Here is a 25,126-nt window from a genome sequence, read left to right on the forward strand (position 1 = left end):
TTATGAACAATGATTTTATGTTAGCTTTGGATGAGCTTTGTAAGGAAAAAAATCTAGATAAGGCAACCATCCTAGATGCCTTACAGAAGGCTCTTATCAAAAGTTACCAAAAAAATTATGACAACGAAGAAAATGTAGATGTCATAATCGATGAAGAAACCGGACAAATCGAAGTCTTTGCTCTAAAGGAAGTAGTGGATGAAGTAGACGATACTATCACAGAAATTTCCTTAAAGGATGCTTTGGAGGAAAACTCAAGCTATCACCTAGGAGATATAGCAAGGATTAAGCTTACTCCTAAAAACTTCGGCAGAGTCGCAGCCCAAACTGCGAGAAATATCGTAATCCAAAAGATCAGAGATGCCCAAAGAGATTCCCTCTATGGAGAATACATCGAAAGGGCAAACGAGATGATCACAGGAACTATACAAAGACAAGATAAGTACAATGTCTATGTAAACTTAGACAAAATAGAAGGTGTAGTTCCAATCAAAGAGCAAGTTCCAACAGAAGAGTATCCAGCAAATGCCAAGATGAAGTTTCTTATAAAGGAAGTTAGAAATTCTTCCAAAGAACCACAAATTGTATTATCAAGATCAAGTCAAGATCTTATAACTAGACTTTTCGAGCTTGAAGTTCCTGAAATCACAGACGGCATTATTGAAATCTATTCCCTTGCAAGAGAAGCTGGATCTAGGACAAAGATGGCAGTATTTTCAAATGACGAGGGAATTGATGCAGTTGGAGCTTGTATTGGCTTTAAGGGAATTAGGGTAAACTCCATAGTTGAAGAGCTACAAGGAGAAAAAATTGACATTATAAACTTTGATAAAGACATTAAAGTATTTATATCAAATGCCCTATCACCAGCTGACATTATCGAAGTCCTAGTCAATGAAAAAAGCAAAAAGAGCCTTGTTGTCGTATCAAGCGACCAACTTTCCCTTGCTATAGGTAAGGAAGGGCAAAACGCAAGACTTGCAGCAAGACTTACTGGCTGGAAGATTGATATAAAAAGTAGCGAAGAATACGAAAGCCTAAGCCAAGAAGAAATAGATGAAATACTTGGCCTAAATGAAATAGACGAAGAGGCCAGCGAAGTGGCTGATGAAGATGATGCTTTAGATGATGAAGACATTTCTTTAGACCTTGATGAAGAAAATGATGATACTGAAGATGATTTAATAAGCGATTCTGAAGTTGAAGAAATAATAGAAGAAGAAAGCGACGATACAGTAGAAGATATTGCAAATATTGATTCCACTGTTAAAGCTTATGAAGAAGATGAATCTAATGAGGATTAGAAAATGAAAAAAGCTAAGAAGATTCCACAAAGAAAATGTGTGGTATGTGGCAAGCTTAAAGACAAAAAAGACCTTCTAAGAGTTGTAAAAAACAAAGATGAAGGAATTTTGATAGATGAATCTGGAAAGAAAAACGGAAGAGGCGCCTACATTTGCAAGGATGATGCTTGCATAGAGGAAGCCATCAGAACTAATAAGCTAAACCGAGTTTTTAGAACAGAAGTTTCTGACGAACTTTACGAGGAGTTAAAAGCTTATGAAGTAAATTGAGGAGAGTTATATGGCAGGAAAAGTAAGAGTATATGAACTAGCAAAAGAAAATAATATGGCAGCCAAGGAAATGGTGAAATTATTAAATGAGGAATTTGGTCTAAATATCAAATCCCACATGTCCATGGTTGGAGGAAGTGATCTTGAGCTTATCCAAGGCTATTTTGATGAGATAGAAGAAGAAAAGAATAAAGCTAAAAACAAGAAACAGCAAAAAGAAAATAATAAAAATAGCAAAAATAAGAAAAATCATAAAAACATCAAGCAAGCCAAAGATGTAGAAGAAGATGATTTTGAGGAAGAAAAGCCAAAGAAAAAGAGAAAGAAAAAAAGCAAAAACAAGAAAACTTCCAAGGCTAACAAGAAACAAGCCGAAGAGAAAAAAGATGATGGAATTATAGAAATCCCAGAAACTGTAAATGTAAAGACTTTTGCTGACAAAATAGGAGAATCTCCAAATTCTGTAATAGGAAAACTAATTGGTCTTGGCGTAATGGCAGGACTTAATGATCAAATCGAGTTTGAACAAGCAGAACTAGTTGCCCTAGACTTTGGCAAGGAGATAAAACTTGAAGAAGAGTACGATGCCATTGAAGAACAACAAGTAGAGCTAGACTATGAAGATAAGGAAGAAGACCTAGTTAATAGACCTCCAGTAGTTTCTGTAATGGGCCACGTTGACCATGGTAAGACTTCTATCCTTGATAAGATTAGATCAACAAGAGTTACAAGTGGCGAAGCAGGTGGTATCACCCAACATATCGGTGCATCTGTAGTAGATATCAACGATAAGAAGATAAGCTTCCTTGATACACCAGGCCACGAAGCCTTCACAGAAATGAGAATGAGGGGAGCCCAAGCAACTGATATAGCAATCCTAGTAGTGGCAGCAGATGATGGTGTAATGCCACAAACTGTTGAGGCAATTAACCACGCCAAGGCTGCTGGAATACCAATAGTAGTAGCAATAAACAAGATCGATAAAGAAGTAGCTGACCCTAACAGAGTAAAACAAGAGTTAATGGAACATGGCCTTGTATCTGAAGAATGGGGAGGAGATACCATCATGGTTCCAGTATCCGCTCACACAGGAGAGGGTATTGATGATCTATTAGAGATGGTTCTTCTAGTAGCTGAAATGAGAGAGCTTAAGGCAAATCCAAACAGACGTGCAGTAGGTATTATCGTAGAAGCCCAACTTGACAAGGCAAGAGGAGCAGTTGCCACAGTACTTGTACAAAAGGGAACCCTCCACGCAGGAGACTATGTAGTAACAGGATCAGCATCAGGTAGGATAAGAGCTATGTTTAACTCTCTTGGAGAAGCAATCGAAGAAGCAACTCCATCAATGCCAGCCCAAATCCTAGGTCTATCTGATGTTGCCGAAGCAGGGGATATGATCTATGCTGTAGAAGATGAAAAACTCGCTCGTGAATTTGCAGATAGGGCAGCAGAGTTTAAACGTGAAGAGCACCTTAAGGCAAAGGCTAATACCAATCTTGAAGATATGTACTCAGATATCGGGGATGGTGAGCTAAAAGAGCTTAATATTATAGTTAAGACAGACGTTAAGGGAACAGTAGATGCTGTAAGCCATTCACTTGTGAAGCTTTCAAATGAAGAAGTTAAGGTATCTGTTATAGCAGGAGCTGTAGGAGGAATCACAGAATCAGATATCCTTCTTGCCCAAGCGTCTAACGCAGTTATCATAGGATTTAACGTAAGACCAACCCAAGGAGCTTTGGAAAGAGCAAAAGATAACAATGTTGAAATCAGAACATATTCTGTAATCTATGAAGCAATCGAAGATGTAGAAAAAGCTATCAAGGGTATGCTTGATCCAGAATTTAAGGAAGTTGTCCTTGGTAGGGCTGAAGTACGTGATACCTTCAAGGTTCCAGGAGCAGGAACAGTTGCTGGTGTTATGGTTACAAATGGTTCAGTTCCAAGAAGAGCAAGCATCAGACTTCTTCGTGACAACATAGTAATATTTGATGGTGATATTTCATCAATGAAGAGATTTAAGGACGATGCCAAAGAACTTGCTGGTGGTTACGAGGGAGGTATTGGCCTAAATAGATTCAACGATATCAAGGTTGGAGATGTCATGGAAGCCTATGAAATGGTTGAAAAGGAAAGAGATTAATGAATAAAAGAAGAACAGAAAGAATCTCATCTGAAGTCAAAAAAGAATTATCCAAAATTCTAAGAGATGACTTAAACGATCCAAGACTTAGCACAGAGGCTATGGTTACTATAACAGATGTTGAAGTAACCAACGACCTCTCCTATGCTGACTGTTACGTGAGCGTACTAGGAGATGCTACAAATAAGGAAGATGTACTCGAGGCTTTAGAGCAAGCAAAAGGTTACATCAAAATCCTTATTGGAGAGAGGATGAGACTTAGATCTATGCCAGAATTTAGATTCAAAATCGATAACTCAATCGAACACGGCGCTTACATGGATAAGCTAATAGCTGAAACAATTGCAAAGGATAAGAAAGCCAATGAAGAAAGAGAAAATCAGTAAAGAAAAACTCGATAAATTTAAAGAACTTGTCGATAATGCAGAAACAATCGCAATAGCAAGCCACATCAACCCAGATGGAGACAATCTGGGTTCTACCCTTGCCCTAAGAAAATCCCTAGAGCTTTACGGTAAAGATGTCGAGCTTCTAGCTAATGATACCATAGATGACTACCTACATTTCTTGCCTGAGAAGGAAAACTACAAAGAAGCTTCAAGGGACTCCTATGACCTCTTTATGATTTTGGACTGCTCAGAATTTGATAGGATTGGAGATAGTCTTACACCTATTGCAAGAGCTTCCAAAAACACCTTGGTTATAGACCATCACGTAGGAGGAGGCATAGATACAGACCTCAACTTAATCTATGACACAGCTCCTGCGACTTGCGAGCTTGTATTTGAAATTATCGAAAGACTTAACTTTCCTATAGATAAGGACATAGCAAGTTTAATTTATACAGGACTATGCACAGATACCAACAGATTCTTATATTCAAATGTAACAGAATATACCTTCTATGTTGCAGGAAGACTTCTAAGTCTTGGAGCAGATAGCGAATATATCTATAGAAACCTATATCAATCAAAACCAATGAAGGTAATGAAATTTCAAACAGAAGTTATCTCAAATGCTGAGTTTATGGACAAAAAAGCTTATTCTATTATCTCCAAGGACCTTGTCAAAAAACACGGAGTCCAAATGGGAGATGCTGAAACAATCGTAGGCATGCTAAGAGATATAGATGAAGTTGAAGTTTCTATGATCCTTAAAGAATACGACAATGGCGAATACAAGGTATCCCTAAGAAGTAAGGATGTTGATGTAGCAAGAGTTGCCCGTGAAAACGGCGGAGGAGGCCACATCAAGGCTAGTGGATTTTCTATATTCGATGATTCCCTAGAAGCTGCAAGCAAGAAGGCTATCGCTATCCTAAAGGAAATTGATGTATAGCGGCATTCTAAATGTAGATAAGGAAAAGGGCATATCTTCAGCGAGGGTTGTATCTCTTGTAAGGCGAGGCTTAAATCAGAAGAAAGTTGGCCATACAGGAACCCTTGACCTTGAGGCAAGCGGGGTCCTTCCTATTGTAGTCGGTAAGGCGACAAGGGTATCCGACTATATGATGGATAAGGATAAGACCTACGAATGCCTTATGGAATTTGGAAAAAAGACCGACACTCTGGATGCGGCAGGAGAAGTCATCAAGGAAAGCTCTAAGACTTGCAAGAGGGAAGACTTAGAAGAAGTTCTAGAAAAATACAAGGGCGAGATAGAACAAATCCCTCCCATGTATTCTGCCCTAAAGGTAGACGGCAAGAAGCTTTACGACCTTGCAAGAAGTGGTAAGGAAATTGAAAGAAAGAAAAGAAAGGTCAAGATCTATGACCTAAAGCTAATTGACTTCGACTTTCCCTATGCCAAAATCTCCGTAACTTGTTCCAAGGGCACCTATATTAGAACCCTTGTGGATGATATAGGAGAAGATTTAGAGTGCTTGTCTTTTGTTAAAGAGCTTAGAAGGGTAAGGATTGGAGACTTTCTAGTAGATGAGGCAGTTAAGTCTTCTGATATTTTGGAAATGGATAAGGATAAGCTTATATCGAAACTTGAAAGAGTAGATAAGGCCCTAGATAAGTTTCCGAGATTCGACCTTGCTGATAATCTTTTCGATAAGGCCGTAAATGGCATGACTATAAAGATAGACAGTAAAATAGACGAAGAAGTTAGAGTATACTCGAGAAATGAATTTATTGGCTTGGCAAAGAGTTTTGAGAGTAGGGGCGGATATTTTCTAAAGATGGAGAAAGTATTTTATGATAGAGAAAATAAAAATATATGACCTAAATATGGACCTACCAGATCTTGAAAAAAAGGCGGTAAGTCTTGGAAACTTCGATGGAGTTCACTTAGGTCATCAAAAACTAATGAAAAATAATCTAGAAATTAGCAAAAAGTATGACCTAGAGCCTTCAGTCTTGTTGTTTAAGGAAAACACTAAGCTAAGACTTAAGGATGAGAAAGAGTATATGACAAGTCTTGAAGATAAAATCGAGATTTTGGCGGAGATGGGGATAAATACCTTTTGCTTGATAGATTTTGATGAAAAGTTTATGAATCTTTCTCCAAGAGAATTTATAGCTGAAATTATTAACAAAAAGCTCAACGCATCCTTCGTTATTTGTGGCAAGGACTACAGGTTTGGTAGGAAGGCCTCAGGTAATATCGAAACTCTTAGAAAGCTTGAAGATGAATATGATTACAAGACTTCAGTAGTTGAATTTGAAAAGGAAGATGAGGTAAACAAAATCTCATCCAATCATATTAGAGATCTAATCAGAGAAGGAAATATCAGCAAAGTAAACAAACTCCTTGGAAGAAATTACAAGATAAAAGGAAGGGTTGTAGATGGCGCCAAAAGAGGCAGGACCCTAAACTTTCCTACAGCAAATCTTAAGCTTAGCTTTAACTATGTCCTTCCAGTAGATGGAGTTTACTTTACAAAAGTTAATATTGACGGAGCATCTTTCTATGCTTTAAGCAATGTAGGTACCAACCCTACCTTTGATGAAAGCTACAGAAAGGTAGAGACCTATATACTTGACTTTAACCAAAATATTTACGGCAAGGATATTTCCATAGAATTTGTAGAGTTTTTCCGCTATGATATCAAATTCGATAGCAAGGAAGCCTTAATAGAACAGATGAATTCTGATAAGAAAAAAGCCTATGAATATCTAGAAAATATTTTGCAAAATAAGGATGAACTAGTATAATACTAAGCGGTACCTTTGCTAAGTAAATGATACCTCGACCTTTACTTGGTAAATGGCAAATTATATAAATGGAGGAAATTATGTTAAAAGCAGACGAAAAACAAGCAATAATCAAAGAATACCAACTAGAAGAAGGAGACACAGGTTCTCCAGAAGTTCAAATCGCAATCCTTTCAAAGAGAATTGCTGATCTTACTGAACACTTAAAAAGCAACAAAAAAGATCACTCTTCAAGAAGAGGTCTTTACAAAATGATTAGACGTAGAAAAGGTATGTTAAACTACCTAAGAGAAAATGATATTGATAGATACAGATCAATCATCGAGAGACTAGGTCTAAGAGGTTAATTATTGGCGGGGCATTCCCGCCTTATTTTATATAGAAAAACATAGGAGTAAAGATGGTAAAAACTTACAAATACGAATCAAAATTAGGCAAAGATTTTGAAATTACTATTGGTAAATTCGCAGAACAAGCCAATGGTGAATGCTACATAAAAAGTGGCGATACTTCTTTGCTTGTAACAGCAGTTGCAAGTGAGAAGCCAAGGGAAGGAATAGACTTTTTCCCATTAATTTGTGATTTTCAAGAAAAATTATATGCAGTAGGAAAGATTCCTGGGGGATTCCTCAAAAGAGAAGGAAAGGCAAGCGATGAGGCAACCCTTATTTCTCGTCAAATGGACAGACCTTTAAGACCACTTTTCCCAGAAAACTACTATAATGACGTACAAATCATAGCCACAGTTTTGTCTATGGATGAAGATAACCTCCCAGACCCACTTACCACAATTGGAGCTTCAATCGCCTTAGGAATATCTGATATTCCATTCGATGGTCCTGTTGGAGCTTGTATGGTTGGCAAAGTTGGAGATAAACTAATTATAAATCCAAACAAGGAAGAAAGAGAAAAATCGAGCTTAGAGCTTACTGTAGCTGGTAAGAAGGGCGCTATCAACATGGTAGAAGCTGGAGCAAAGGAGATTTCTGAAGGAGAAATGCTTGAAGCAATGCTTCTTGCCCTAGAAGAGATAGGTAATATTTCTGACTTTATCCAAACTATAATCGATGATATAGGTAAAGAAAAAATCGAAGTAGCTCAGGTAGAAGAGACAGAACTTGATAGAAAGATTTCAGCTGACTTTGAAGAAGAAATTAAAAACTCAATCAGAACTACAGATAAGACTGAAAGAGAAGATAATATCTTCAATATCGAAGAAGCTGCTAAGGAAAAATATCTAGAAGAATATCCAGAAAGTGAAGATGAAATTCACAGAAGAATTGATAATATCATGAAAAAAGAAGTACGTCGTATGATTTCAATCGATAAGATTAGACCAGACGGACGTGATCTTACAGAAATCAGACCACTTTCTGCAGAGGCAGGCCTTCTTCCAAGAGTACACGGATCAGGACTTTTCCAAAGAGGTCAAACTCAAGTTCTATCTGTAGTAACCCTAGGCTCTCCTGCTGATGTTCAAATTATAGATGGACTTAATAGAGAAGAAATTCAAAAAAGATACATCCACCAATACAACTTCCCACCATTCTGTGTTGGAGATGTAAGACCACTTAGAGGACCAGGTCGTCGTGAGATTGGTCACGGACGTTTGGCTGAAAGAGCCCTACTACCAGTACTTCCAGATGAAAAAGACTTCCCTTACACAATAAGAGTCGTATCAGAAGTATTATCATCAAACGGTTCAAGCTCTCAAGCTTCTATCTGTGGATCAACCCTTTCTCTTATGGATGCAGGTGTTCCAATAACAAAACCTGTTGCAGGAATTGCCATGGGTCTTATCAAGGAAGATGACTCTATATCAATCCTTACAGATATCCAAGGCCTAGAAGACCACCTAGGAGATATGGACTTTAAGGTAGCTGGAACTCGTGATGGAATTACAGCCCTACAAATGGATATGAAAATCGACGGAATAACAAGAGAAGTCCTAGAAGAATCTCTAAACGATGCTCACAGTGCTAGAATGAGAATTCTAGACGTTATAGAATCCGCAATCGAAAAGCCAAGAAGCGATATATCTGATTATGCGCCAAGACTATTTACAATCGACATCGACCCAGAAAAGGTTCGTGATGTAATAGGTTCTGGTGGAAAGACAATCAACAAGATAATAGATGCTACTGGAGTGAAGATTGAAACTGAAGATGATGGACACATTACAGTTGCTTCAGAAGATGGCGAAAGTGGTAAGAAGGCCATTGAGATGATAAAATCTATCGTTACAGATCCAAAGCCAGGCGATATCTATACAGGTAAGGTAGTTAGGATTATGAACTTCGGAGCCTTTGTAGAAATTGCAATTGGTAAGGAAGGCCTCCTTCACATCTCTCAAATCGACCACCACAGGGTAGAAAAGGTTGAAGATGTCTTAAGCGTAGGAGATGAGGTTAAGGTAAAGGTAACAGAGATTGATAGGCAAGGAAGAATTAACCTATCAAGAAAGGCCCTCCTAGAAAAACCAGAAGCATGGCCAGTAGACGAATCACCTTACAGAAAAGATAAAAAAGATAAGTAAGAGCACTTAAATAAACTGTTTTAGATAGTGAAGGCTTCGACAATCCTAAAATCATCTAAGCTAGGCGATAGTATTTCTTCGCTTAGCTTTAAGAGTAGGTCTTTAGTTTATGTTTCATAAACATAGTCTCTAAGCTAAACTGTCATGGGCAGTTTATTTTTTATGCCTCTTAATATATAATTATAGAGAGGTGGATATGACTAGTAAAAATCAAAATAGAATCAGAAAAAAATCGAATAAAAAATCACCTAATAGGACCAAGACTAAAAAGCCTAGGGAAAGTAAGTTTGATTTTAGGAGATTTTCTCTAATAATGATGGCAATCCAAGTCATTTTATTTATATTTATATTAAGTTCTAATACCGGGCTTATGGGAGATGTCCTATCAGATTTCTTTGCTAAAATCTTTGGAAAATTTGCCCTAGTCTTCCCAGTTATTGTATTTATAAGTTTTCTATCAGAGCTTAGGGGAAGGTTTAGGGAAAACTTATCTAAGTTTTTACTGCTTTATACTATTTACCTACTCACTCTAGCAATCTTTTCAAGAGACTTTATAAGAAATGAGCTTTCCTGGTCTGTCCAATATGCAGCAAGCCAAAAAACTGATGGGGGAGGAGCAATCGGTGGTGCAATTTCATTTTTCCTAGTAAACCTAATAGGAAATCTTGGCCTTTATATCCTTTATGGCCTTTCAATATTTGCTTTATTAATCGATATAAGTCCCCTAACTTATGGAGAATTTTTTGAGAAAGTTAAGGAAGGCTTTAGCAAATTAGGGCAAAATATAAAAGATTTGACCCTAAGAGCTAAAAGCTCAATCAATGAAAGAAAAAAAAGACAGGAAGAAGAAAGAATCGAAGATAAGAGAGAAGACGATTTAGAAGAAAGAAAAGCTCCAGTAAAGGAAAATCCAGTAAGTGCAAAAGAAAAAGAAGCTCCTAAAAGGGGAGAAGTAAAAAGAAGCCCTGTCAAAAACTTCGACTTAGATAGCTTAGGCGATGCCAAGGTAAATAATTACAAGTCTCGCCAAGTTGAGATGTCTGATTTCAATGAAAGTTTTAGGAGAGAATTTGGAGATTATACTTACCCATCAATTGATCTTTTGGAAGATATCAATGAAGATGGGGGAGTTGATGATAGAGAAATCAGAGCTCGAGCAGTAGCTATAGAAGAGACTTTAGATTCATTCGGCATAGACGGTAAGGTCGTACAAATTGATGTAGGTCCAACAGTAACCTGCTATGAGCTAAAACCTCAAAGGGGAGTTAAGGTTAGTAAAATTGTTAACCTGTCTGATGATTTGGCCTTAGCCCTTGCTACAAGCGGTATAAGAATACTCGCTCCAATTCCTGGCAAAAGCCATGTTGGAATCGAGGTTCCCAATGATAAGAAGGAAGTCGTTGGACTTAAGGAAATCTTATCTTCAGAAAACTTTGTCAAATCCAAATATATAATTCCCTTTGCCATGGGTAAATCTGTATCAGGTGATGTTGAAGTTTCAGCGATTGAGAAGATGCCCCACCTTCTGGTCTCAGGAGCGACTGGATCTGGTAAGTCCGTTTGTATCAATACCATCATCATGTCGATTCTCTACAAGCATTCGCCAAATGATGTAAAACTTCTCCTAGTAGACCCTAAGGTTGTAGAGCTTTCTATTTACAATGGCATCCCACATCTCATAATGCCAGTAATTACTGATCCCAAGAAGGCTTCATCTTCCCTTTTCCGGGCTATCAGCGAGATGGAAAAAAGATACAAATTATTTGAGAAAAATCACGTTAGAGATATAGTTGGATATAAGAAGGCCCAAGAATCTGACGATTCTATGGAAAATCTTCCATATATAGTAATCATAATAGACGAGCTTGCAGATTTGATGATGACTGTAGGAGCAGAAGTCGAGGATTATATAACAAGGCTAGCTCAAAAGTCGAGAGCTTGTGGCATTCACTTAATCATTGCGACCCAAAGACCAACAGTTGATGTCATAACAGGAACAATCAAGGCAAATATTCCTTCAAGGATTTCCTTTGCAGTTACAAGCCAAATAGACTCTAGAACAATCCTTGATGCTCAAGGAGCGGAGAAGCTTCTAGGCAAGGGAGATATGCTCTACGCTTCAAGCGATTCTATGAGGCCAACCAGGATTCAGGGAGCCTTTGTTTCTGATGATGAGGTAATAAGCGTTGTTAGAGAAATCAAGGAAGGAAACGAGACCAACTACGACGAAGAAGCCATAGAGAAGGTAGAAGAAAACGTCGAAAGTCCAAGCGAAGTTTCAGATGATGAAGATGAACTAATAGATGAGGCTATCAAGGTCATAATCAACGAAAATACAGCCTCAGTATCCATGCTTCAAAGAAAGCTTAAGATAGGCTACGCTAGGGCTGGAAGGATAATAGATCAATTGGAACAAAGAGGAGTAGTTGGCGGATATGAAGGATCTAAGCCAAGAAAGGTCCTAGTAGATAGGTCTTATTTAGAAGGAGAAGAAAATGAATTTAGCTAACAAAATAACCCTTGTAAGACTCTTTTTAATCCCTGTTTTTGTCATAATCTTTATGATTAGTGGAAGGGATATGAATATAGCAGCTATTGTCTTTATCATAGCAAGTCTTACAGATGCAGTAGATGGTCATATAGCAAGAAGCAGAAACATGATAACAAACTTTGGTAAGTTTACCGATCCATTGGTAGATAAGGTCCTAACCATGGCAGCCTTCTTGGTACTAGTAGAAGATAATACAATACCTGCTTGGCCTGTTATAATAATAATCTCAAGAGAGCTTATAATCACAGGATTTAGGACTCTTGCGGCAGATTCTGGAATAACAATTGCGGCGAGCATGTGGGGCAAGGCTAAGACTACAAGCCAAATGATATCATTAGTAATGCTTTTACTAAATGTACCTAGCCTAAACAAAGCTGGAATTTTTGTCTTCTATATAGCAGTAATTCTCACGGTAGTGTCTGGAGTGGACTATATAGTTAAGAATAAAAAAGTCCTAGACTTGGAAAATATATAAAAGCTTTAGGAAGAAAAATAGATTAATATTAAAAGTATTAGCTTTTGCAAATAATAGCTCTATCATTAAGCTAAGAGTTAAAGAATTCTTAAAAGAACTTTGACCTATAAGCTTGTGATAGAAAAGAATTTATTTGCGAAAGCTTCTTTATTTTGTATAATGCTTTAAGAAAATTAATAAAATGATATAATAATAGTAAGATTTTGTACAGATTATATAAATAGTAGAGGAGAGTTTATGGATAAAGATAAGCAAAAGGCCTTAGACCAGGCTTTTAAAAATATAGAGAAAAAATACGGTAAGGGAGCTATAATGAAGATGGGTGAAGCTCCTAGAGTTTCAGTATCTGCTATTCCAACTGGAGCAGTCAATCTCGATATAGCTTTAGGTATCGGCGGAATTCCTAGAGGAAGAGTAGTTGAAATTTTTGGACCTGAATCATCCGGTAAGACAACCCTTGCCCTTCATATAGTTGCAGAAGATCAAAAGCAAGATCAGACCTGTGCTTTTATCGATGCCGAGCACGCCCTAGATGCAGAATATGCAGAAAACTTGGGAGTTGATATAGATAACCTAATCCTCTCTCAACCAGATACTGGAGAGCAAGGTCTGGATATAGCTGAAAGTCTTGTAAGAAGTGGAGCGGTTGACCTAATAGTAATCGACTCAGTTGCAGCCCTTGTCCCTAGAGCAGAAATCGAAGGAGAGATGGGTGATAGCCACGTCGGTCTTCAAGCGAGACTTATGAGTCAAGCCCTTAGAAGACTAACCGGTGTAATTGCAAAATCAAACACAACAGTGATTTTTATCAACCAATTAAGAGAAAAAGTCGGAGTTATGTTTGGATCTCCTGAGACAACACCAGGTGGTCGTGCCCTTAAGTTCTACTCATCTGTAAGACTTGACATCAGAAGGATAAAGACAATAACCCAAGGAGATAATTCTATAGGATCAAGAACTAGGGTTAAGGTTGTCAAAAACAAGGTAGCTCCTCCATTCAAGGTAGTAGAATTTGATATCATGTATGGTAAGGGAATTTCTAAATCTGGAGTATTGCTCGATACGGCTGTAGATATGGACATAGTTGATAAGGCAGGATCTTGGTTTTCTTACAAGGACGAAAAGCTCGGCCAAGGTAGGGAGAATGTCAAAGACCTCTTAGAAGAAAATCCAGAACTTATGGCCCAAATCGATGCAGAGGTTAGAAAAAGCATAATCCAAGCCCAAGAGGATGGAGAGGAAAATACAGAAGAAGACAAAAAAGAAGAAGAAAAGAAATAAGATAAAATAAGAAGACCCCAAATTCCAGAATGCGGATTTCGGGGCCTTTTTAGTCTAGGAAACTTAATTGATTTAGTTTTCTTTCTTGAAGATTTGATAAAGATATTCCTATTAGCCTTAGCATCTCGCCCTTGTGGAGGTCTTCTAAGAGACTTAGGGCTTCATTGTAGATATCTTTTGCCCTATAAATTGGCTCTTGGAGAGTAATAGACCTAGTGTGATTTTTGAATTTGGCATCTTTTATTTTTAAATTTACGGTTTTTCCTTGAATATTTTTGATATCCATCTCATCTTCTATAAGCTCAGATAAGTTTTTTAGATAGGAAGTGAGAATTGCCATATCATTGGTGTTTTGAGCAAAGGTCCTCTCCTTTCCTATACTTTTTCTAACCCTAGAAGGATTAATCTTCCTATCATCAACTCCCCTTATGACATGATAGATATAGGCTCCTTGCTTGCCAAAATTATCGATGAGGTATTCGTAGTCAAGTTTAAGGAGGTCCTCTACCTTATAGATGCCTATTTTATTTAATCTCTCGCTAGTTTTTTTACCTATGCCGTGGACCTTATTTACAGAAATATTAGGTAAGAAGTAATCTAAGTCTTCTTTTCTAATTTGAGTTATCCCATGGGGCTTTTGCCAATCGCTTGCAAGCTTTGCTAGAAATTTGTTGTAGGATATACCGATAGAGATCCCTATGCCAGTTTTCCTTAGGACTTCTTCTTGAAGCTTTCTAGCGAGTTTTTTGGGAGAATCTGTTTCTACTAGTAGATAGGCCTCATCAACAGAGACTTGCTCCATTAGCTTAGCATATTCTTTTACAAGAGAAAATACTTCCTTGGATTTTTTTCTGTAGTATTTATGATCTACAGGAAGAAGAATAAGATTTGGACAAAGTTCTTTCGCTATAAAGACAGGCATAGCTGAATGTAGGCCAAATTCTCTTGCCTTATAGTTGGCAGTAGTAAGGATTGATTTGTTTGACAAACCTCCAACAGCTAGGGGATGATTTTTCATTTTTGGATTTCTTAATTCTTCGCATGATGCATAAAAAGCATCACAATCGACATGGAATATGTAGTTCATAAGCTCACTATACTATTTGCTAGATATAAGCCCAAGATCTATGATAAAGCTTTGCCTAAAAAGAGTATATACAGTATGATATTCTTATGAGAATAGATAAATTTTTAAAAAATGCGAGAGTTATTAAAAGAAGACAAGTTGCTAAAGAGGCTTGTGAAAATGGCAGGGTTAAGATAAATGAAAAAGAAGCCAAGCCAGGAAGCCTTGTAGAAGAAGGAGACATAGTAGAAGTCGCCTTTGGCAAGAGCAATCTTAAATTTAGGGTCCTAAACTTGATTGACGGAGCCAAGAAGAACGATGCTTTTTCTATGTATGAGGTTATCGATGAGTAAGAAGAATTCGTATCTTAAGCAAAGAAGAAAGAAAAACCAAAGATTTCTATTGACTATCCTATCAATCCTTGCTCTATCGGCGGGATCTTTTAGCCTATACAATAAGGCTATTGAAAAAGAATACGCCAAGGTAAATAAGGATATTGAATCTTTGAATAAGAAAAAAGAAGACTTGCAAATTACTATCAAGTCCTTGAAAGAAGATTACGACAATAGAAATACTGATGAGTTTAAGGAAAAGATTGCAAGAGATAGACTAGATATGGTTAAGAAATCTGAAGTGGTCTATGAAGATGACAATAATAAATAAAGTTAGAGAAACTATAAGAGCAAATGGGCTTATAGAAGAAGGCGATACCATAATAGTCGGAGCAAGCGGAGGTCCCGACAGTCAGTTTCTTATCTATGCTTTGATGGAGCTTAGAAAGGAAATGGATTTTACAATTATCCTTGCCCATCTAAACCACCTCCATAGGAAGGAAGCGAATTTTGATGAGAGCCTAGTCGAGGAGACTGCAGAGAAATTTGCCTTAAGCTTTAGGAAGAAAGCAGCGAGTATGGATGCTTACGCCAAGAAATATGGCATATCTTCTGAAGATGCTGGAAGAAGGCTAAGGTATGAGTTTTTTAGAGAAATCCAGAAGGAATATCCCAAGTCAAAAATTGCTATCGCCCACAACCTAGATGATCAGGCAGAGACTGTCCTTATGAGGATTATTCGAGGAACTGGAGTAGAAGGTCTTAGGGCTATGGATTATAGGAATGGGGATATAATAAGGCCCATCCTAGATATTAAAAAAGCTATGATCTTAGATTATTTGAATAGTGAACAAATACCCTATGCAATTGATAAGACAAATTTCACGACAGATTATACGAGAAATAAGCTTAGACTTGATATAATCCCCAAAATTGAAAAGATTAATCCAAACTTTAAGGAAAGCCTAGTCAAGCTTTCTGAGATTGCGACTGATGAGATTTCTATTAGCGATTCCTATATAAAAAATATTTATGAAGATATTATTATTCAAAGAAAAATAGATTTTGTAAGCTTTGACAAAGAGGCTTTCGAAAGTCAGGATAAGGCTATCCAATCAAGGCTTATAAGATGCGCCATAGGAGAGATTAAAAAGGAAATTAGAGATATATCCAAGGAAAATATCGATAATTTTTTAAGTCTAGTTGACCTTGCTAATGGGAAATCTATTATAAAAGATGACTTAGTTTTTCTTAAGTCCTATAAGTTTTATAAGATGAGCTTAAGAAAGGAAGATTCACAAAAGAAAACTGGGGAACTTACTATTAATATAGGCGAGGAACTTAGTTTTGGAGGAAAAAGAATCAAGATAAGTTCTGTATCTGATTTTCAGAAAAAACATGGGAAGAATATCGAATATTTCGACATGGACAAATTAACTTTTCCTCTAAGTGTAAGATTTAGGAAAAACGGAGATAAGTTTAAGCCAATAGGCTTGGGCCATAGGAAAAAGATCAAAGATTTTTTTATTGACATGAAGGTAGATAAGGAAAAAAGAGAAAAAATCCCCCTTATTTTATCAGAAAATGATATAATATGGGTGACATCTTTTAGAAGCTCGGAGGATTACAAGCTAGATCCTTCTACAAAAAATATTATAAAGATAGAGGTATATGATGAAGACTGACTACAGTGACATAATTGAAAGAGTATTGATTGATGAGGAAAGTTTGAAGCTAAAAATAAAACAATTAGCTAAAACCATCAACACTTACTATGAGGATAAGGATACATTAATCCTCGTAGGAATCCTCAAGGGTTCGGTGATGTTTATGGCTGAGCTTGCCAAAAGCTTAAATATCGACCTTCAGATGGACTTTATGGTTGTTTCTTCTTATGCGGAAAACACCTATTCAAGTGGTAATGTCAAAATTCTTAAGGACCTCGATATTGATATCAAAGACAAGGAAGTTCTAATAGTCGAAGATATTATAGATACTGGCTATACCTTAAAGAAGACCAAGGAAAATCTAATAAATAGAGAAGCAAAAGACGTAAAAATTGTAACCTTACTCGATAAACCTGAAAGAAGAGAAGTAGAAATTAAACCTGATTGGTCAGGCTTTAAGATACCAAATGAGTTTGTTGTAGGCTTTGGTCTTGACTTCGATCAAATGTACAGGAACTTACCATATATTGGCGTTGTCAAAAGATCATTTTATGAAAATATAGAAGATGCTAAATAGGTCTTTGGGCCTATTTTGTTTTTGAGGAGGGAAAATGAGGAATTTAGATTCGATGATTATACTTATGTATGGGGCAATAGTAGTATTTTTCCTATACAGAATTTACAAACAAGTAAAAGATAAGAAAAAGCTTGAAGGAGAAATATCAACATTTAAGAGACCTTCATCTAGCTTTGAGATGATTCTTTTTTCAGTATTAGTTGTAACTGGAGCTGTAAATCTATACGCAGGCTACCAACAGGGAAATAAACAGAGTATGCTCACAGCTCTTGTTATGATTGCTCTTGCCATTGTATTTATGATATCAACAAGGGCCAAACTTAGCCTTGCAGAAAACGGCATCCTTGCTAATTCTAACTTTAGAACCTACAAGGAAATTAAAAAATGGGGTTTTGATACAGACAATGCAGACCTTATTATGGTTGTCAAAGATAGTAAGGGTGAGAGTCGTGAATCAACTAAGGTTAGAAAAGAAGATATAGAAGAAATCAATAGACTAATTAGAAAATATAAGTTAGGCAAGTAAGCTTGAAATTTCACCAAATAACCGTATCATATAAGAGTTAATTTGAAAGTGATTTGGAGATTTTATGTTATTAGTAATTGATATCGGAAACACTAATACGGTTATAGGTGTTTACGAGAAAGAAAATTTGAAATCAAAATTTAGAGTGGCGACCGACCTCAAAAAGACAAGTGATGAATTGGTTGCTACTTTATTTAATATGCTAGCAATTAAGAAAATTAGTGTAGAAGACATCGAAGATACAATCATGAGCTGTGTCGTACCAGACGTTATGTATAACTGGCAATCTGCTAATAGGAAGCTCTTTGATAGGGAAGCCATAGTGGTAGATTCTGACACGCCAACCTTTCTTACGATTGAGTACGAAAATCCTAGGGAAGTTGGAGCTGACAGGATTGTCGATGCAGTAGCAGCCTTTAGTAAGTACGGAGGACCGACTATAGTCGTTGATATGGGAACTGCCATTACCTTTGATGTAATTACAGAAGATAGGAAGTATCTGGGAGGATCCATCGCACCTGGTATTAGAATTGCCCAAGATGGACTCTTCGGCTCTACTGCAAAACTTCCTAAGATCGAGCTAATGGAGCCAGAATCTGCTATTGGTAAAAATACTTCTGAATCCATCAATGCAGGTATAATATTCGGCTATATAGGAATGATCGATAATATTATTTCAATCTTAGAAGAAGAAATGGCAGATAAGTACGATATAGACGAAAGCGATATAACTGTTGTTGCAACAGGAGGTTTCTCCGAGCTAATCTCAGCATCTAGTAAATTTATAGAAATTATTGAACCTGACTTAATGCTTGAAGGATTGAGACTAATCTATGAGCGAAACAAAAATCTTTAATGAAATAATGCTTGCCCCCATGGCGGGAATTACCGATTCAGCCTTTAGGCAAATCTGCGAAGAAAATGGCTGCGATAAGACCTTTACGGAGATGGTATCTGTAAACGCTCTTGATTTTAATAATAGGGCGACAGAAGAGATAATGTATACAGCATATAGTGAGAAAAACTGCAATATTCAGATTTTCGGAAAAGACTGTGATATTATCGAAAGAGTCATCAAGGATAAGATAAATCCTAGGGAAGACTTTGAGGAAATAAGCTTTAATATGGGCTGTCCTGCTCCTAAGATATTTAATAACGGACAAGGATCAGCTTTAATGAGAGATGTGAAGAAAGTCTATGAGATAGGCAAATGCCTTAAAGAATCCACAGACAAGATTGTCAATGTTAAAATCAGAATGGGCATTGATGATGATTCCGTAAACTATATAGAAGTCGGTAAGGCCTTGGAAGATAGCGGAATAGATTACGTCATCCTTCATGGTAGAACACGCAAGCAGCAATATTCTGGCAAGGCTAATTGGCAAGCTATCAGAAAGCTAAAAGAAACTTTATCGATTCCTGTTATAGCCAACGGTGATGTCTTTAGTGTTAAGGATTATAAAGATATACTCGATGAGACCGGGGCTGACGGGGTAATGATAGCAAGAGGGGCTATGGGTAATCCCTTTATTTTTAGGCAAATTAAAGATTATATCCAAGGAAAAGAAACTAGTCCCATAAGTTATGAAGACATACTTGCTACAATTAAAAGACAATACGAACTATCTCTTAAGTACAAGAAGGAAAAGCTTGTAATAAATCAAATGAGAAAGCATGTCGGTTGGTACATCAAGGGCCTCCCACAAGCTGCAAGCTATAGGGATAGGGTAAATAAATTAAAAACTAGTGAAGAAATATTTGATTTACTAGAAGAATATAGGAAATTTTTAGAGGATAATTATGACAGAAAATAAAGAAGTAATATTAAGTAAAGAATATTTAGAAAAACTTGAAGATGAACTAGAGTATCTTAAGACCAAAAAGCGTCCAGAAATTGCTGAAAAAATCAAAGTGGCAAGAAGCTTCGGTGACCTTTCAGAAAATGCTGACTACGATGAAGCTAAAAACGAGCAAGGTGAAGTAGAATCAAGGATTGCCAAGGTTGAAGATATGATTAGAAATGCCAAGACAATCGAAGTTATCGAAAACTCCGATGAAGTTGGTGTAGGCAATACTGTAACAGTTTATGATGAAGAGTTCGACGAAGATTTGGAATACAAGATTGTGGGAACTGCTGAATCAAACCCACTTGAAGGATTTATTTCTAATGAATCTCCAGTTGGTGCTGCCCTTATCGGAAAAAAGGTAGACGAAAGAGTAGAAGTAAGCACACCAAATGGAAAGATGTATTTTGTAATCAAAAATATTAAGTAAAGGAGAAAACATGGCTGATAACAAAGATTTAAATGAAATGCTACAAATTAAAAGAGACAAGCTGGAAGACCTTAAGAAAGAAGGAAGAGACCCTCACAAGGTCGTAAACTTTAAGGGTAGAATTGCTTCAAGCCTTATCAAAGATAACTTCGAAAAATATGATGGCGAAAAAGTAAGAATTGCCGGAAGAATTATGGCCAAACGTGGACATGGAAACATGAGTTTCATGGACATCCAAGACGAAGAAGGTCAAATCCAAATAGTAAACCGTAAAAATGTTATTGGCGATGAGTTCAAACAAGTTAAAAAATACGATATAGGCGATATCGTAGGTATAGAAGGAAAAGTATTTAAGACAAATCAAGGAGAAATCTCAATTGAGACTGAAACTCCACTACTAATGACCAAATCTCTTCAAATGCTTCCTGAAAAATGGCATGGACTAAAGGACCCTGACCTAAGATATAGACAAAGATACTTAGACCTTATAGTAAATCCAGAAGTAAAAAGCGTATTCGTTCAAAGAAGTCAAATCATATCAGAAATCAGGAGATTCCTAGACGGTCAAGGCTTCCTAGAAGTTGAAACTCCAATCCTAAACACAATAGCAGGAGGAGCTACAGCTCGTCCATTTACAACTCATCATAATTCTCTAAACATAGGTATGTACCTAAGAATTGCATCAGAGCTATATCTTAAGAGATTAATCGTAGGTGGATTTGACAGAGTTTATGAAATCGGAAGAATGTTCAGAAATGAAGGAATGGATGCAACTCACAACCCTGAATTTACAACAATGGAACTCTACCAAGCCTATGGAGATTTCGAAGACATGATGGAAATCACAGAAAATATGGTAGAACATGTTGCAAACAAAGTAAAGGGAACAACAGTTGTAGAATTTGATGGCAACGAGATTGAACTAAAGGCTCCTTGGAAGAGAATCTCAATGATAGATGCAGTTAAAGAGCACTCTGGTGTAGACTTTAATGAAATCAAAACTGATGAAGAAGCAATCGCTATTGCTAAAGAAAAGGGAGTAGAAGTAAAGGAAACAAGAGGCGAGATTATAGCAGAATTCTTTGATGAATTTGTTGAAGATAAACTTATCCAACCAACATTTATCGTTGACTATCCAGTAGAAATTTCACCACTTGCAAAAAGAAAGAACGATGATCCTTCCCTAACATATAGATTCGAAGCCTTCATCAACGGTGCAGAAATAGCTAACGCCTTCTCAGAGCTAAACGATGCCCTAGATCAAAAACAAAGATTCCTTGATCAAGTTGCTAAAAGAGAAGCAGGCGATGACGAAGCACAAATGATGGACTACGACTTCGTAAATGCCCTAGAAATAGGAATGCCTCCAACAGGCGGACTTGGTATAGGAATCGATAGACTAATCATGATCCTAACAGGCCAACACTCTATAAGAGACGTATTACTCTTCCCAACAATGAAGCCAATAGGCCTTGAAAAGGAAGAAAATGATAAACAAAAGATCGATTCAATTGACCAAGAAGATGTAGAAATTGACTTTTCTAAAGTACAAATCGAAGATATCTATGAAGATGTAGACTTTGATACCTTTAGCAAGTCAGACTTCAGAGCTGTTAAGGTTAAAGATTGTGTAGAAGTACCAAAGAGCAAGAAGCTTTTACAATTTACTCTAGATGATGGAACTGGTGAGGATAGAACAATCCTATCAGGAATAAAGGCCTACTATAACCCAGAGGACCTAATAGGAAGAACCCTACTTGCTATAGTAAACCTACCTGCAAGAAAGATGATGGGAGTAGAAAGCCAAGGAATGCTACTATCAGCAATCCACAAAGAAGAAGGCGAAGAAAAACTAAACCTAATCATACTATCAAATAGAATACCTGCTGGAGCAAAATTATACTAAATATTTAAGATAAAGACTATGGAAAAAGAACTGACCCCTAACAGCTAGACTTAAAGACTAACTTTAGGAGGTCTTTGTCAAATCGTGTTGGTAAATAAAAATCAACCAAATTATATATCAGGGATAGAAATTTCTATCCCTGAATTTTAGTTTTCTAATAAATTTCAAGTGATAAATATTCTTGTTCTAAAATTAGTAAAATTCCTGTAGCCAAAAGCTATCCTCTTTAATACCTTAATAAAATTGTTAACACCCTCAATTGGTCCATTAGAATAATCATAAATAAATGAGTTCTTGATAAAATCTAGGTAATAATAACAAGTATCTATTGATGTTTTCATTCTATCGCTAACTTTATCTTTAAAATAACTCAAATGAAATGTAAACAATTCAAAGTTCCTTTTCTCAATATCTTCCCTCAGGCATTGGTAACAGTCGTATGTATCTTTTAAAGTGTTATCAACATCAAGACTAATATCAACAATATCTTCATTAGAAACAAACTTACCAGGGAAATGAATACGCTTAAAAAAATGAATAGGATCAAGAAGTTTGTATAGCTTTAAAAAATGTTTCCAATATTTATTAAGTGTTTTGTATTTAAGATTGCAAGTGGAAAAATCCTTCATTGTATCAATCCTCGTATGGTTAAAAGAGTTTGTAAAAAGCTTTACAATATGAAACCCATTAATGACAATTTCTGCATTAACATAGTTCCTGTAAAGGTCAACCCCAAAATTGTCCACAGTTATTATCGAAAAGTAGTCCACATATAGTAAAAAAATTGACCACATGTATCTTTCACCTAGGTGAAAAGCGTCTTACATATATTTCACATATTTTTTGACCACTCTATTGTATCTTCCTTCCATCATATAACTATTTTACCTAGACATATCCATAATATGGGCCCTATGGGCAAGTCTATCTACTATTGTCCCAGTTAACATAGGATCTTTAAAAAACTCCTCCCATCTTTCAAAGTTTAGATTAGTTGTTAAAATTATCGAGCCCTTATCATTTCTAGATGATAAAAGGTTAATTTGAGAATATCAAAAAGAATAATAGTATAAGAAAGATACTTACTGATTTAAAACCTAAGTAGTATAATGAGTATATGATAATATTTTCTATTTTAAACGGAAATAATATTTTGACTTTTGAAGGAGAGTGATTTACATATGAATTTAGCGGATCCCAAAGATATTACTGTTAAAATAGTTTTATTGATACCGATTATTTTAACATTATTTTCTTCATATATGATAGATAAGACAAATGGAAATATTATAGCAGGATTTAATACTATGGAAGAAGACAAGAAAGAAGAGCTAATAAGAAAAGGATATTTATCTAAAGTCAAAAAAATGACTTTTATAATGAGTATACCTTTAGTTATTGCCTTTTTGTCTAGTTTTTTTGTTAAGAATATTAAGCTTTATAATGATATTCTTATGGGAGCATGGGGGTTGTTTGGAATAATTACGATTTTAGGAATTGTTGTTGTTAATTATTCTGTAAGAAAATAATGACTATAAGCTTTCAAACATTTTGTGTATAGAAACCTCCTGATTCGAGTAAGGAAAATGAACTGACCTCCAAAAGTTAGATCAAAAAACTAACTTAAGGAGATCAGTATTTTAATAAAAACATAGTTCAAAATTAAGTTGATTTCGTATCGAAAATATCGATATTGCTAAGGGTATAGTATTGGTCCCCATCAATAAGTTTTACTCCCATAGCCTTTATCTCTTCCTCTACAGAAGAATTTGGTGGATTATTTCTTCTATTAAACCTCGCTGTATTATCATTGCATAATGATGTTCGGCCTTTAAGAGAATTTTCTGATAGATGGCGTATACTAGGAATCTGAATATATCATGGTCTACGAGATCTGGCTTACCTCCAGTTTCTTCCTAAGAAATTAGAAATTATATAGACTTTTATCAGCAAGTACTTTGCCTTTAGTAGTATCTCATTCGACTTTTAGTTGTTTTCTATTAGGTCTTTGAATCTTTTCTCCAATTTATCTATAAAATTATTGTAAGCTTTCTCCATTAGATATCATTTTTATAATTTTTGAATAGCATTAGATATTTGTATATATTAGCCTAATCTTTAAAGTAAATCCACGATATGGCAGAAGGAAATAGCTTAAAATTTATTTGATTAGTAGTAAATATTTCTCCATCTATATTAGCAAGAAAGGCCTTATCAGAGGAGATTTGTCCACAACTTATTTTATACTCATTGAGCTGAGGGCTAGTCCTGTGCTTGCCTTTTTTGTATTTTAGAATCATAAAGGGAAGCTTATAGAAGGGGATCTTCTCTGCTGTGATTAGGTTTACTAATCCATCATTAAGACTCGCTTCTGGAGCTGGGTTAAAGCCTGATCCGTAGTAGGCTCCGTTACAGATTGCACTTATTAGAAACTCACCTTCGATTTCCTTACTTTCTCCATTTTCCATTAGTATTTTGATCTTAAGATTCTCATAACCTATATTTCTAAGTGAAGATATAACTGCTTTTATATAGGCCTTTTTTCCAAGCTTTGGATTTTTTTCTAAAAACTTGTAAGCCTCCTTTAAGACTTGAGTGTCAAATCCAAGGCTTGTTACATTTATACAAAGCTTGTCATTAATTTGGATTAAATCTATAGGACTTGTGTAATAAGAAAAGATTTTTTCTAGTTTAAAGTTTTTGTAATCGAAGTTTTTAGCAAAATCATTGCCTGTACCGGTTGGTATTAGGCCGATAGATATATCTTTACCATAAGCTGTATTTGCAAGCTCATTAAGAGAGCCATCTCCGCCACAGATTATGGCGTATTTTTCAAAATTATCTTCTTTGGCAAAGTCTTCAATAATCTCATCAATATGACCCTTGTACTTTGTCTCTATTACTTCTATTACACTATCACCAGGAGCTTTTTTCTGTAAAGCTAGGAGCTCATTTTTATTAACATCAAACTCAGTCTTACCAGCTTTGGAGCTGATTATAAATAATATTTTCTTCATAAATTCACCATTATAACTATACTAAGATTAATAATTA

The 25,126-nt window shown here is 36.1% G+C and carries 27 protein-coding genes; 22 read left to right on the forward strand and 5 right to left on the reverse strand.

Annotated elements, in window-relative coordinates; translation table 11 throughout:
- The first annotated feature begins 2 nt into the window (after positions 1-2).
- From nusA to recA, 12 genes are all read left to right on the forward strand, one after another.
- Positions 3-1,304 carry a transcription termination factor NusA gene (gene nusA, locus APRE_RS03185; protein WP_015777559.1) on the forward strand — a complete coding sequence of 434 codons (1,302 nt, stop codon included), beginning with the start codon at positions 3-5 and terminating at the stop codon, positions 1,302-1,304.
- Between the two features lie 3 nt (positions 1,305-1,307).
- The gene (rnpM, locus tag APRE_RS03190; protein WP_015777560.1) at positions 1,308-1,574 is read left to right on the forward strand and encodes an RNase P modulator RnpM; all 267 of its coding nucleotides are present in this window, start codon (positions 1,308-1,310) and stop codon (positions 1,572-1,574) included.
- Positions 1,575-1,584: 10 nt separating this feature from the next.
- Positions 1,585-3,720, forward strand: a complete 2,136-nt coding sequence (gene infB, locus APRE_RS03195) for a translation initiation factor IF-2 (protein WP_015777561.1) — start codon at positions 1,585-1,587, stop codon at positions 3,718-3,720.
- Entirely contained in the window at positions 3,720-4,106 is a 387-nt protein-coding gene (rbfA, locus tag APRE_RS03200) for a 30S ribosome-binding factor RbfA (RefSeq protein WP_015777562.1), read from the forward strand. Before infB ends, rbfA begins: the two co-directional genes overlap by 1 nt.
- Positions 4,084-5,058: a DHH family phosphoesterase gene (locus tag APRE_RS03205; RefSeq protein WP_015777563.1), complete on the forward strand. Its 975-nt coding sequence runs from the start codon at positions 4,084-4,086 to the stop codon at positions 5,056-5,058. Before rbfA ends, APRE_RS03205 begins: the two co-directional genes overlap by 23 nt.
- On the forward strand, positions 5,051-5,947 hold the full coding sequence (gene truB, locus APRE_RS03210) for a tRNA pseudouridine(55) synthase TruB (RefSeq protein WP_015777564.1): 897 nt from the start codon (positions 5,051-5,053) through the stop codon (positions 5,945-5,947). The genes APRE_RS03205 and truB overlap by 8 nt, the downstream gene beginning before the upstream one ends.
- Positions 5,922-6,881: a bifunctional riboflavin kinase/FAD synthetase gene (locus tag APRE_RS03215; protein ID WP_015777565.1), complete on the forward strand. Its 960-nt coding sequence runs from the start codon at positions 5,922-5,924 to the stop codon at positions 6,879-6,881. Before truB ends, APRE_RS03215 begins: the two co-directional genes overlap by 26 nt.
- Before the next feature lie 80 nt (positions 6,882-6,961).
- The gene (gene rpsO / locus APRE_RS03220; RefSeq protein WP_015777566.1) at positions 6,962-7,228 is read left to right on the forward strand and encodes a 30S ribosomal protein S15; all 267 of its coding nucleotides are present in this window, start codon (positions 6,962-6,964) and stop codon (positions 7,226-7,228) included.
- A gap of 53 nt (positions 7,229-7,281) precedes the next feature.
- Positions 7,282-9,417 carry a polyribonucleotide nucleotidyltransferase gene (gene pnp, locus APRE_RS03225; protein ID WP_015777567.1) on the forward strand — a complete coding sequence of 712 codons (2,136 nt, stop codon included), beginning with the start codon at positions 7,282-7,284 and terminating at the stop codon, positions 9,415-9,417.
- A gap of 196 nt (positions 9,418-9,613) precedes the next feature.
- Positions 9,614-11,926 carry a DNA translocase FtsK gene (locus APRE_RS03230; RefSeq protein ID WP_015777568.1) on the forward strand — a complete coding sequence of 771 codons (2,313 nt, stop codon included), beginning with the start codon at positions 9,614-9,616 and terminating at the stop codon, positions 11,924-11,926.
- Complete coding sequence (pgsA, locus tag APRE_RS03235; protein ID WP_015777569.1) at positions 11,913-12,443, forward strand: CDP-diacylglycerol--glycerol-3-phosphate 3-phosphatidyltransferase; 531 nt, start codon at positions 11,913-11,915, stop codon at positions 12,441-12,443. The genes APRE_RS03230 and pgsA overlap by 14 nt, the downstream gene beginning before the upstream one ends.
- 237 nt (positions 12,444-12,680) lie before the next feature.
- Positions 12,681-13,724 carry a recombinase RecA gene (gene recA / locus APRE_RS03240; RefSeq protein WP_015777570.1) on the forward strand — a complete coding sequence of 348 codons (1,044 nt, stop codon included), beginning with the start codon at positions 12,681-12,683 and terminating at the stop codon, positions 13,722-13,724.
- 49 nt (positions 13,725-13,773) lie between these two features.
- Here recA and APRE_RS03245 read toward each other — a convergent pair whose 3' ends face one another.
- Positions 13,774-14,811: a DNA polymerase IV gene (locus APRE_RS03245; RefSeq protein ID WP_015777571.1), complete on the reverse strand. Its 1,038-nt coding sequence runs from the start codon at positions 14,809-14,811 to the stop codon at positions 13,774-13,776.
- A gap of 86 nt (positions 14,812-14,897) precedes the next feature.
- Between APRE_RS03245 and APRE_RS03250 the strand changes: the two genes are divergently transcribed.
- From APRE_RS03250 to lysS, 9 genes are all read left to right on the forward strand, one after another.
- Entirely contained in the window at positions 14,898-15,143 is a 246-nt protein-coding gene (locus APRE_RS03250) for an RNA-binding S4 domain-containing protein (RefSeq protein WP_015777572.1), read from the forward strand.
- Positions 15,136-15,453, forward strand: coding sequence for an FtsB family cell division protein (locus APRE_RS03255; protein WP_015777573.1), 318 nt, complete (start codon positions 15,136-15,138; stop codon positions 15,451-15,453). Before APRE_RS03250 ends, APRE_RS03255 begins: the two co-directional genes overlap by 8 nt.
- The gene (gene tilS, locus APRE_RS03260; protein WP_015777574.1) at positions 15,437-16,807 is read left to right on the forward strand and encodes a tRNA lysidine(34) synthetase TilS; all 1,371 of its coding nucleotides are present in this window, start codon (positions 15,437-15,439) and stop codon (positions 16,805-16,807) included. Before APRE_RS03255 ends, tilS begins: the two co-directional genes overlap by 17 nt.
- Positions 16,797-17,366, forward strand: coding sequence for a hypoxanthine phosphoribosyltransferase (gene hpt, locus APRE_RS03265; RefSeq protein ID WP_015777575.1), 570 nt, complete (start codon positions 16,797-16,799; stop codon positions 17,364-17,366). Before tilS ends, hpt begins: the two co-directional genes overlap by 11 nt.
- Before the next feature lie 34 nt (positions 17,367-17,400).
- Positions 17,401-17,892 carry a DUF986 family protein gene (locus tag APRE_RS03270; protein ID WP_015777576.1) on the forward strand — a complete coding sequence of 164 codons (492 nt, stop codon included), beginning with the start codon at positions 17,401-17,403 and terminating at the stop codon, positions 17,890-17,892.
- 64 nt (positions 17,893-17,956) lie between these two features.
- Positions 17,957-18,748, forward strand: a complete 792-nt coding sequence (locus APRE_RS03275; RefSeq protein ID WP_015777577.1) for a type III pantothenate kinase — start codon at positions 17,957-17,959, stop codon at positions 18,746-18,748.
- Positions 18,726-19,706: a tRNA dihydrouridine synthase DusB gene (gene dusB / locus APRE_RS03280; RefSeq protein ID WP_015777578.1), complete on the forward strand. Its 981-nt coding sequence runs from the start codon at positions 18,726-18,728 to the stop codon at positions 19,704-19,706. The genes APRE_RS03275 and dusB overlap by 23 nt, the downstream gene beginning before the upstream one ends.
- Complete coding sequence (gene greA, locus APRE_RS03285; protein ID WP_015777579.1) at positions 19,693-20,166, forward strand: transcription elongation factor GreA; 474 nt, start codon at positions 19,693-19,695, stop codon at positions 20,164-20,166. Before dusB ends, greA begins: the two co-directional genes overlap by 14 nt.
- Positions 20,167-20,176: 10 nt before the next feature.
- Positions 20,177-22,072, forward strand: coding sequence for a lysine--tRNA ligase (gene lysS, locus APRE_RS03290; RefSeq protein ID WP_015777580.1), 1,896 nt, complete (start codon positions 20,177-20,179; stop codon positions 22,070-22,072).
- Between the two features lie 164 nt (positions 22,073-22,236).
- Here the strand turns inward: lysS and APRE_RS03295 are convergent, their stop codons facing one another.
- Both APRE_RS03295 and APRE_RS10030 read right to left on the reverse strand, forming a co-directional pair.
- Complete coding sequence (locus APRE_RS03295; protein ID WP_169302041.1) at positions 22,237-22,842, reverse strand: transposase; 606 nt, start codon at positions 22,840-22,842, stop codon at positions 22,237-22,239.
- Between the two features lie 114 nt (positions 22,843-22,956).
- A complete protein-coding gene (locus tag APRE_RS10030) occupies positions 22,957-23,115 on the reverse strand; it encodes an ATP-binding protein (protein WP_081440711.1) in 159 nt (52 codons plus the stop codon).
- 138 nt (positions 23,116-23,253) lie between these two features.
- On the opposite strand from APRE_RS10030, the gene APRE_RS03300 reads away from it, so the two are divergent.
- Positions 23,254-23,601 (forward strand): DUF3784 domain-containing protein, encoded by a 348-nt coding sequence (locus tag APRE_RS03300; protein WP_015777581.1) that lies wholly within the window; start codon positions 23,254-23,256, stop codon positions 23,599-23,601.
- Positions 23,602-23,734: 133 nt separating this feature from the next.
- Here the strand turns inward: APRE_RS03300 and APRE_RS10035 are convergent, their stop codons facing one another.
- Together APRE_RS10035 and APRE_RS03305 are read right to left on the reverse strand one after the other, a co-directional pair.
- On the reverse strand, positions 23,735-23,947 hold the full coding sequence (locus APRE_RS10035; protein WP_115597386.1) for a DUF4256 domain-containing protein: 213 nt from the start codon (positions 23,945-23,947) through the stop codon (positions 23,735-23,737).
- 236 nt (positions 23,948-24,183) lie between these two features.
- A complete protein-coding gene (locus tag APRE_RS03305) occupies positions 24,184-25,089 on the reverse strand; it encodes a diacylglycerol/lipid kinase family protein (protein ID WP_015777582.1) in 906 nt (301 codons plus the stop codon).
- Positions 25,090-25,126: the final 37 nt, after the last annotated feature.

Origin of the sequence: Anaerococcus prevotii DSM 20548 (assembly GCF_000024105.1) — a bacterium.
Lineage (GTDB): Bacteria > Bacillota > Clostridia > Tissierellales > Peptoniphilaceae > Anaerococcus > Anaerococcus prevotii.

Bases quoted from the DNA above. Each gene is read 5' to 3' on its own strand.
- nusA (WP_015777559.1), top strand. From the start codon at position 3: ATGAACAATGATTTTATGTTAGCTTTGGATGAGCTTTGTAAGGAAAAA.
- rnpM (WP_015777560.1), top strand. From the start codon at position 1,308: ATGAAAAAAGCTAAGAAGATTCCACAAAGAAAATGTGTGGTATGTGGC.
- infB (WP_015777561.1), top strand. From the start codon at position 1,585: ATGGCAGGAAAAGTAAGAGTATATGAACTAGCAAAAGAAAATAATATG.
- rbfA (WP_015777562.1), top strand. From the start codon at position 3,720: ATGAATAAAAGAAGAACAGAAAGAATCTCATCTGAAGTCAAAAAAGAA.
- APRE_RS03205 (WP_015777563.1), top strand. From the start codon at position 4,084: ATGAAGAAAGAGAAAATCAGTAAAGAAAAACTCGATAAATTTAAAGAA.
- truB (WP_015777564.1), top strand. From the start codon at position 5,051: ATGTATAGCGGCATTCTAAATGTAGATAAGGAAAAGGGCATATCTTCA.
- APRE_RS03215 (WP_015777565.1), top strand. From the start codon at position 5,922: ATGATAGAGAAAATAAAAATATATGACCTAAATATGGACCTACCAGAT.
- rpsO (WP_015777566.1), top strand. From the start codon at position 6,962: ATGTTAAAAGCAGACGAAAAACAAGCAATAATCAAAGAATACCAACTA.
- pnp (WP_015777567.1), top strand. From the start codon at position 7,282: ATGGTAAAAACTTACAAATACGAATCAAAATTAGGCAAAGATTTTGAA.
- APRE_RS03230 (WP_015777568.1), top strand. From the start codon at position 9,614: ATGACTAGTAAAAATCAAAATAGAATCAGAAAAAAATCGAATAAAAAA.
- pgsA (WP_015777569.1), top strand. From the start codon at position 11,913: ATGAATTTAGCTAACAAAATAACCCTTGTAAGACTCTTTTTAATCCCT.
- recA (WP_015777570.1), top strand. From the start codon at position 12,681: ATGGATAAAGATAAGCAAAAGGCCTTAGACCAGGCTTTTAAAAATATA.
- APRE_RS03245 (WP_015777571.1), bottom strand. From the start codon at position 14,811: ATGAACTACATATTCCATGTCGATTGTGATGCTTTTTATGCATCATGC.
- APRE_RS03250 (WP_015777572.1), top strand. From the start codon at position 14,898: ATGAGAATAGATAAATTTTTAAAAAATGCGAGAGTTATTAAAAGAAGA.
- APRE_RS03255 (WP_015777573.1), top strand. From the start codon at position 15,136: ATGAGTAAGAAGAATTCGTATCTTAAGCAAAGAAGAAAGAAAAACCAA.
- tilS (WP_015777574.1), top strand. From the start codon at position 15,437: ATGACAATAATAAATAAAGTTAGAGAAACTATAAGAGCAAATGGGCTT.
- hpt (WP_015777575.1), top strand. From the start codon at position 16,797: ATGAAGACTGACTACAGTGACATAATTGAAAGAGTATTGATTGATGAG.
- APRE_RS03270 (WP_015777576.1), top strand. From the start codon at position 17,401: ATGAGGAATTTAGATTCGATGATTATACTTATGTATGGGGCAATAGTA.
- APRE_RS03275 (WP_015777577.1), top strand. From the start codon at position 17,957: ATGTTATTAGTAATTGATATCGGAAACACTAATACGGTTATAGGTGTT.
- dusB (WP_015777578.1), top strand. From the start codon at position 18,726: ATGAGCGAAACAAAAATCTTTAATGAAATAATGCTTGCCCCCATGGCG.
- greA (WP_015777579.1), top strand. From the start codon at position 19,693: ATGACAGAAAATAAAGAAGTAATATTAAGTAAAGAATATTTAGAAAAA.
- lysS (WP_015777580.1), top strand. From the start codon at position 20,177: ATGGCTGATAACAAAGATTTAAATGAAATGCTACAAATTAAAAGAGAC.
- APRE_RS03300 (WP_015777581.1), top strand. From the start codon at position 23,254: ATGAATTTAGCGGATCCCAAAGATATTACTGTTAAAATAGTTTTATTG.
- APRE_RS03305 (WP_015777582.1), bottom strand. From the start codon at position 25,089: ATGAAGAAAATATTATTTATAATCAGCTCCAAAGCTGGTAAGACTGAG.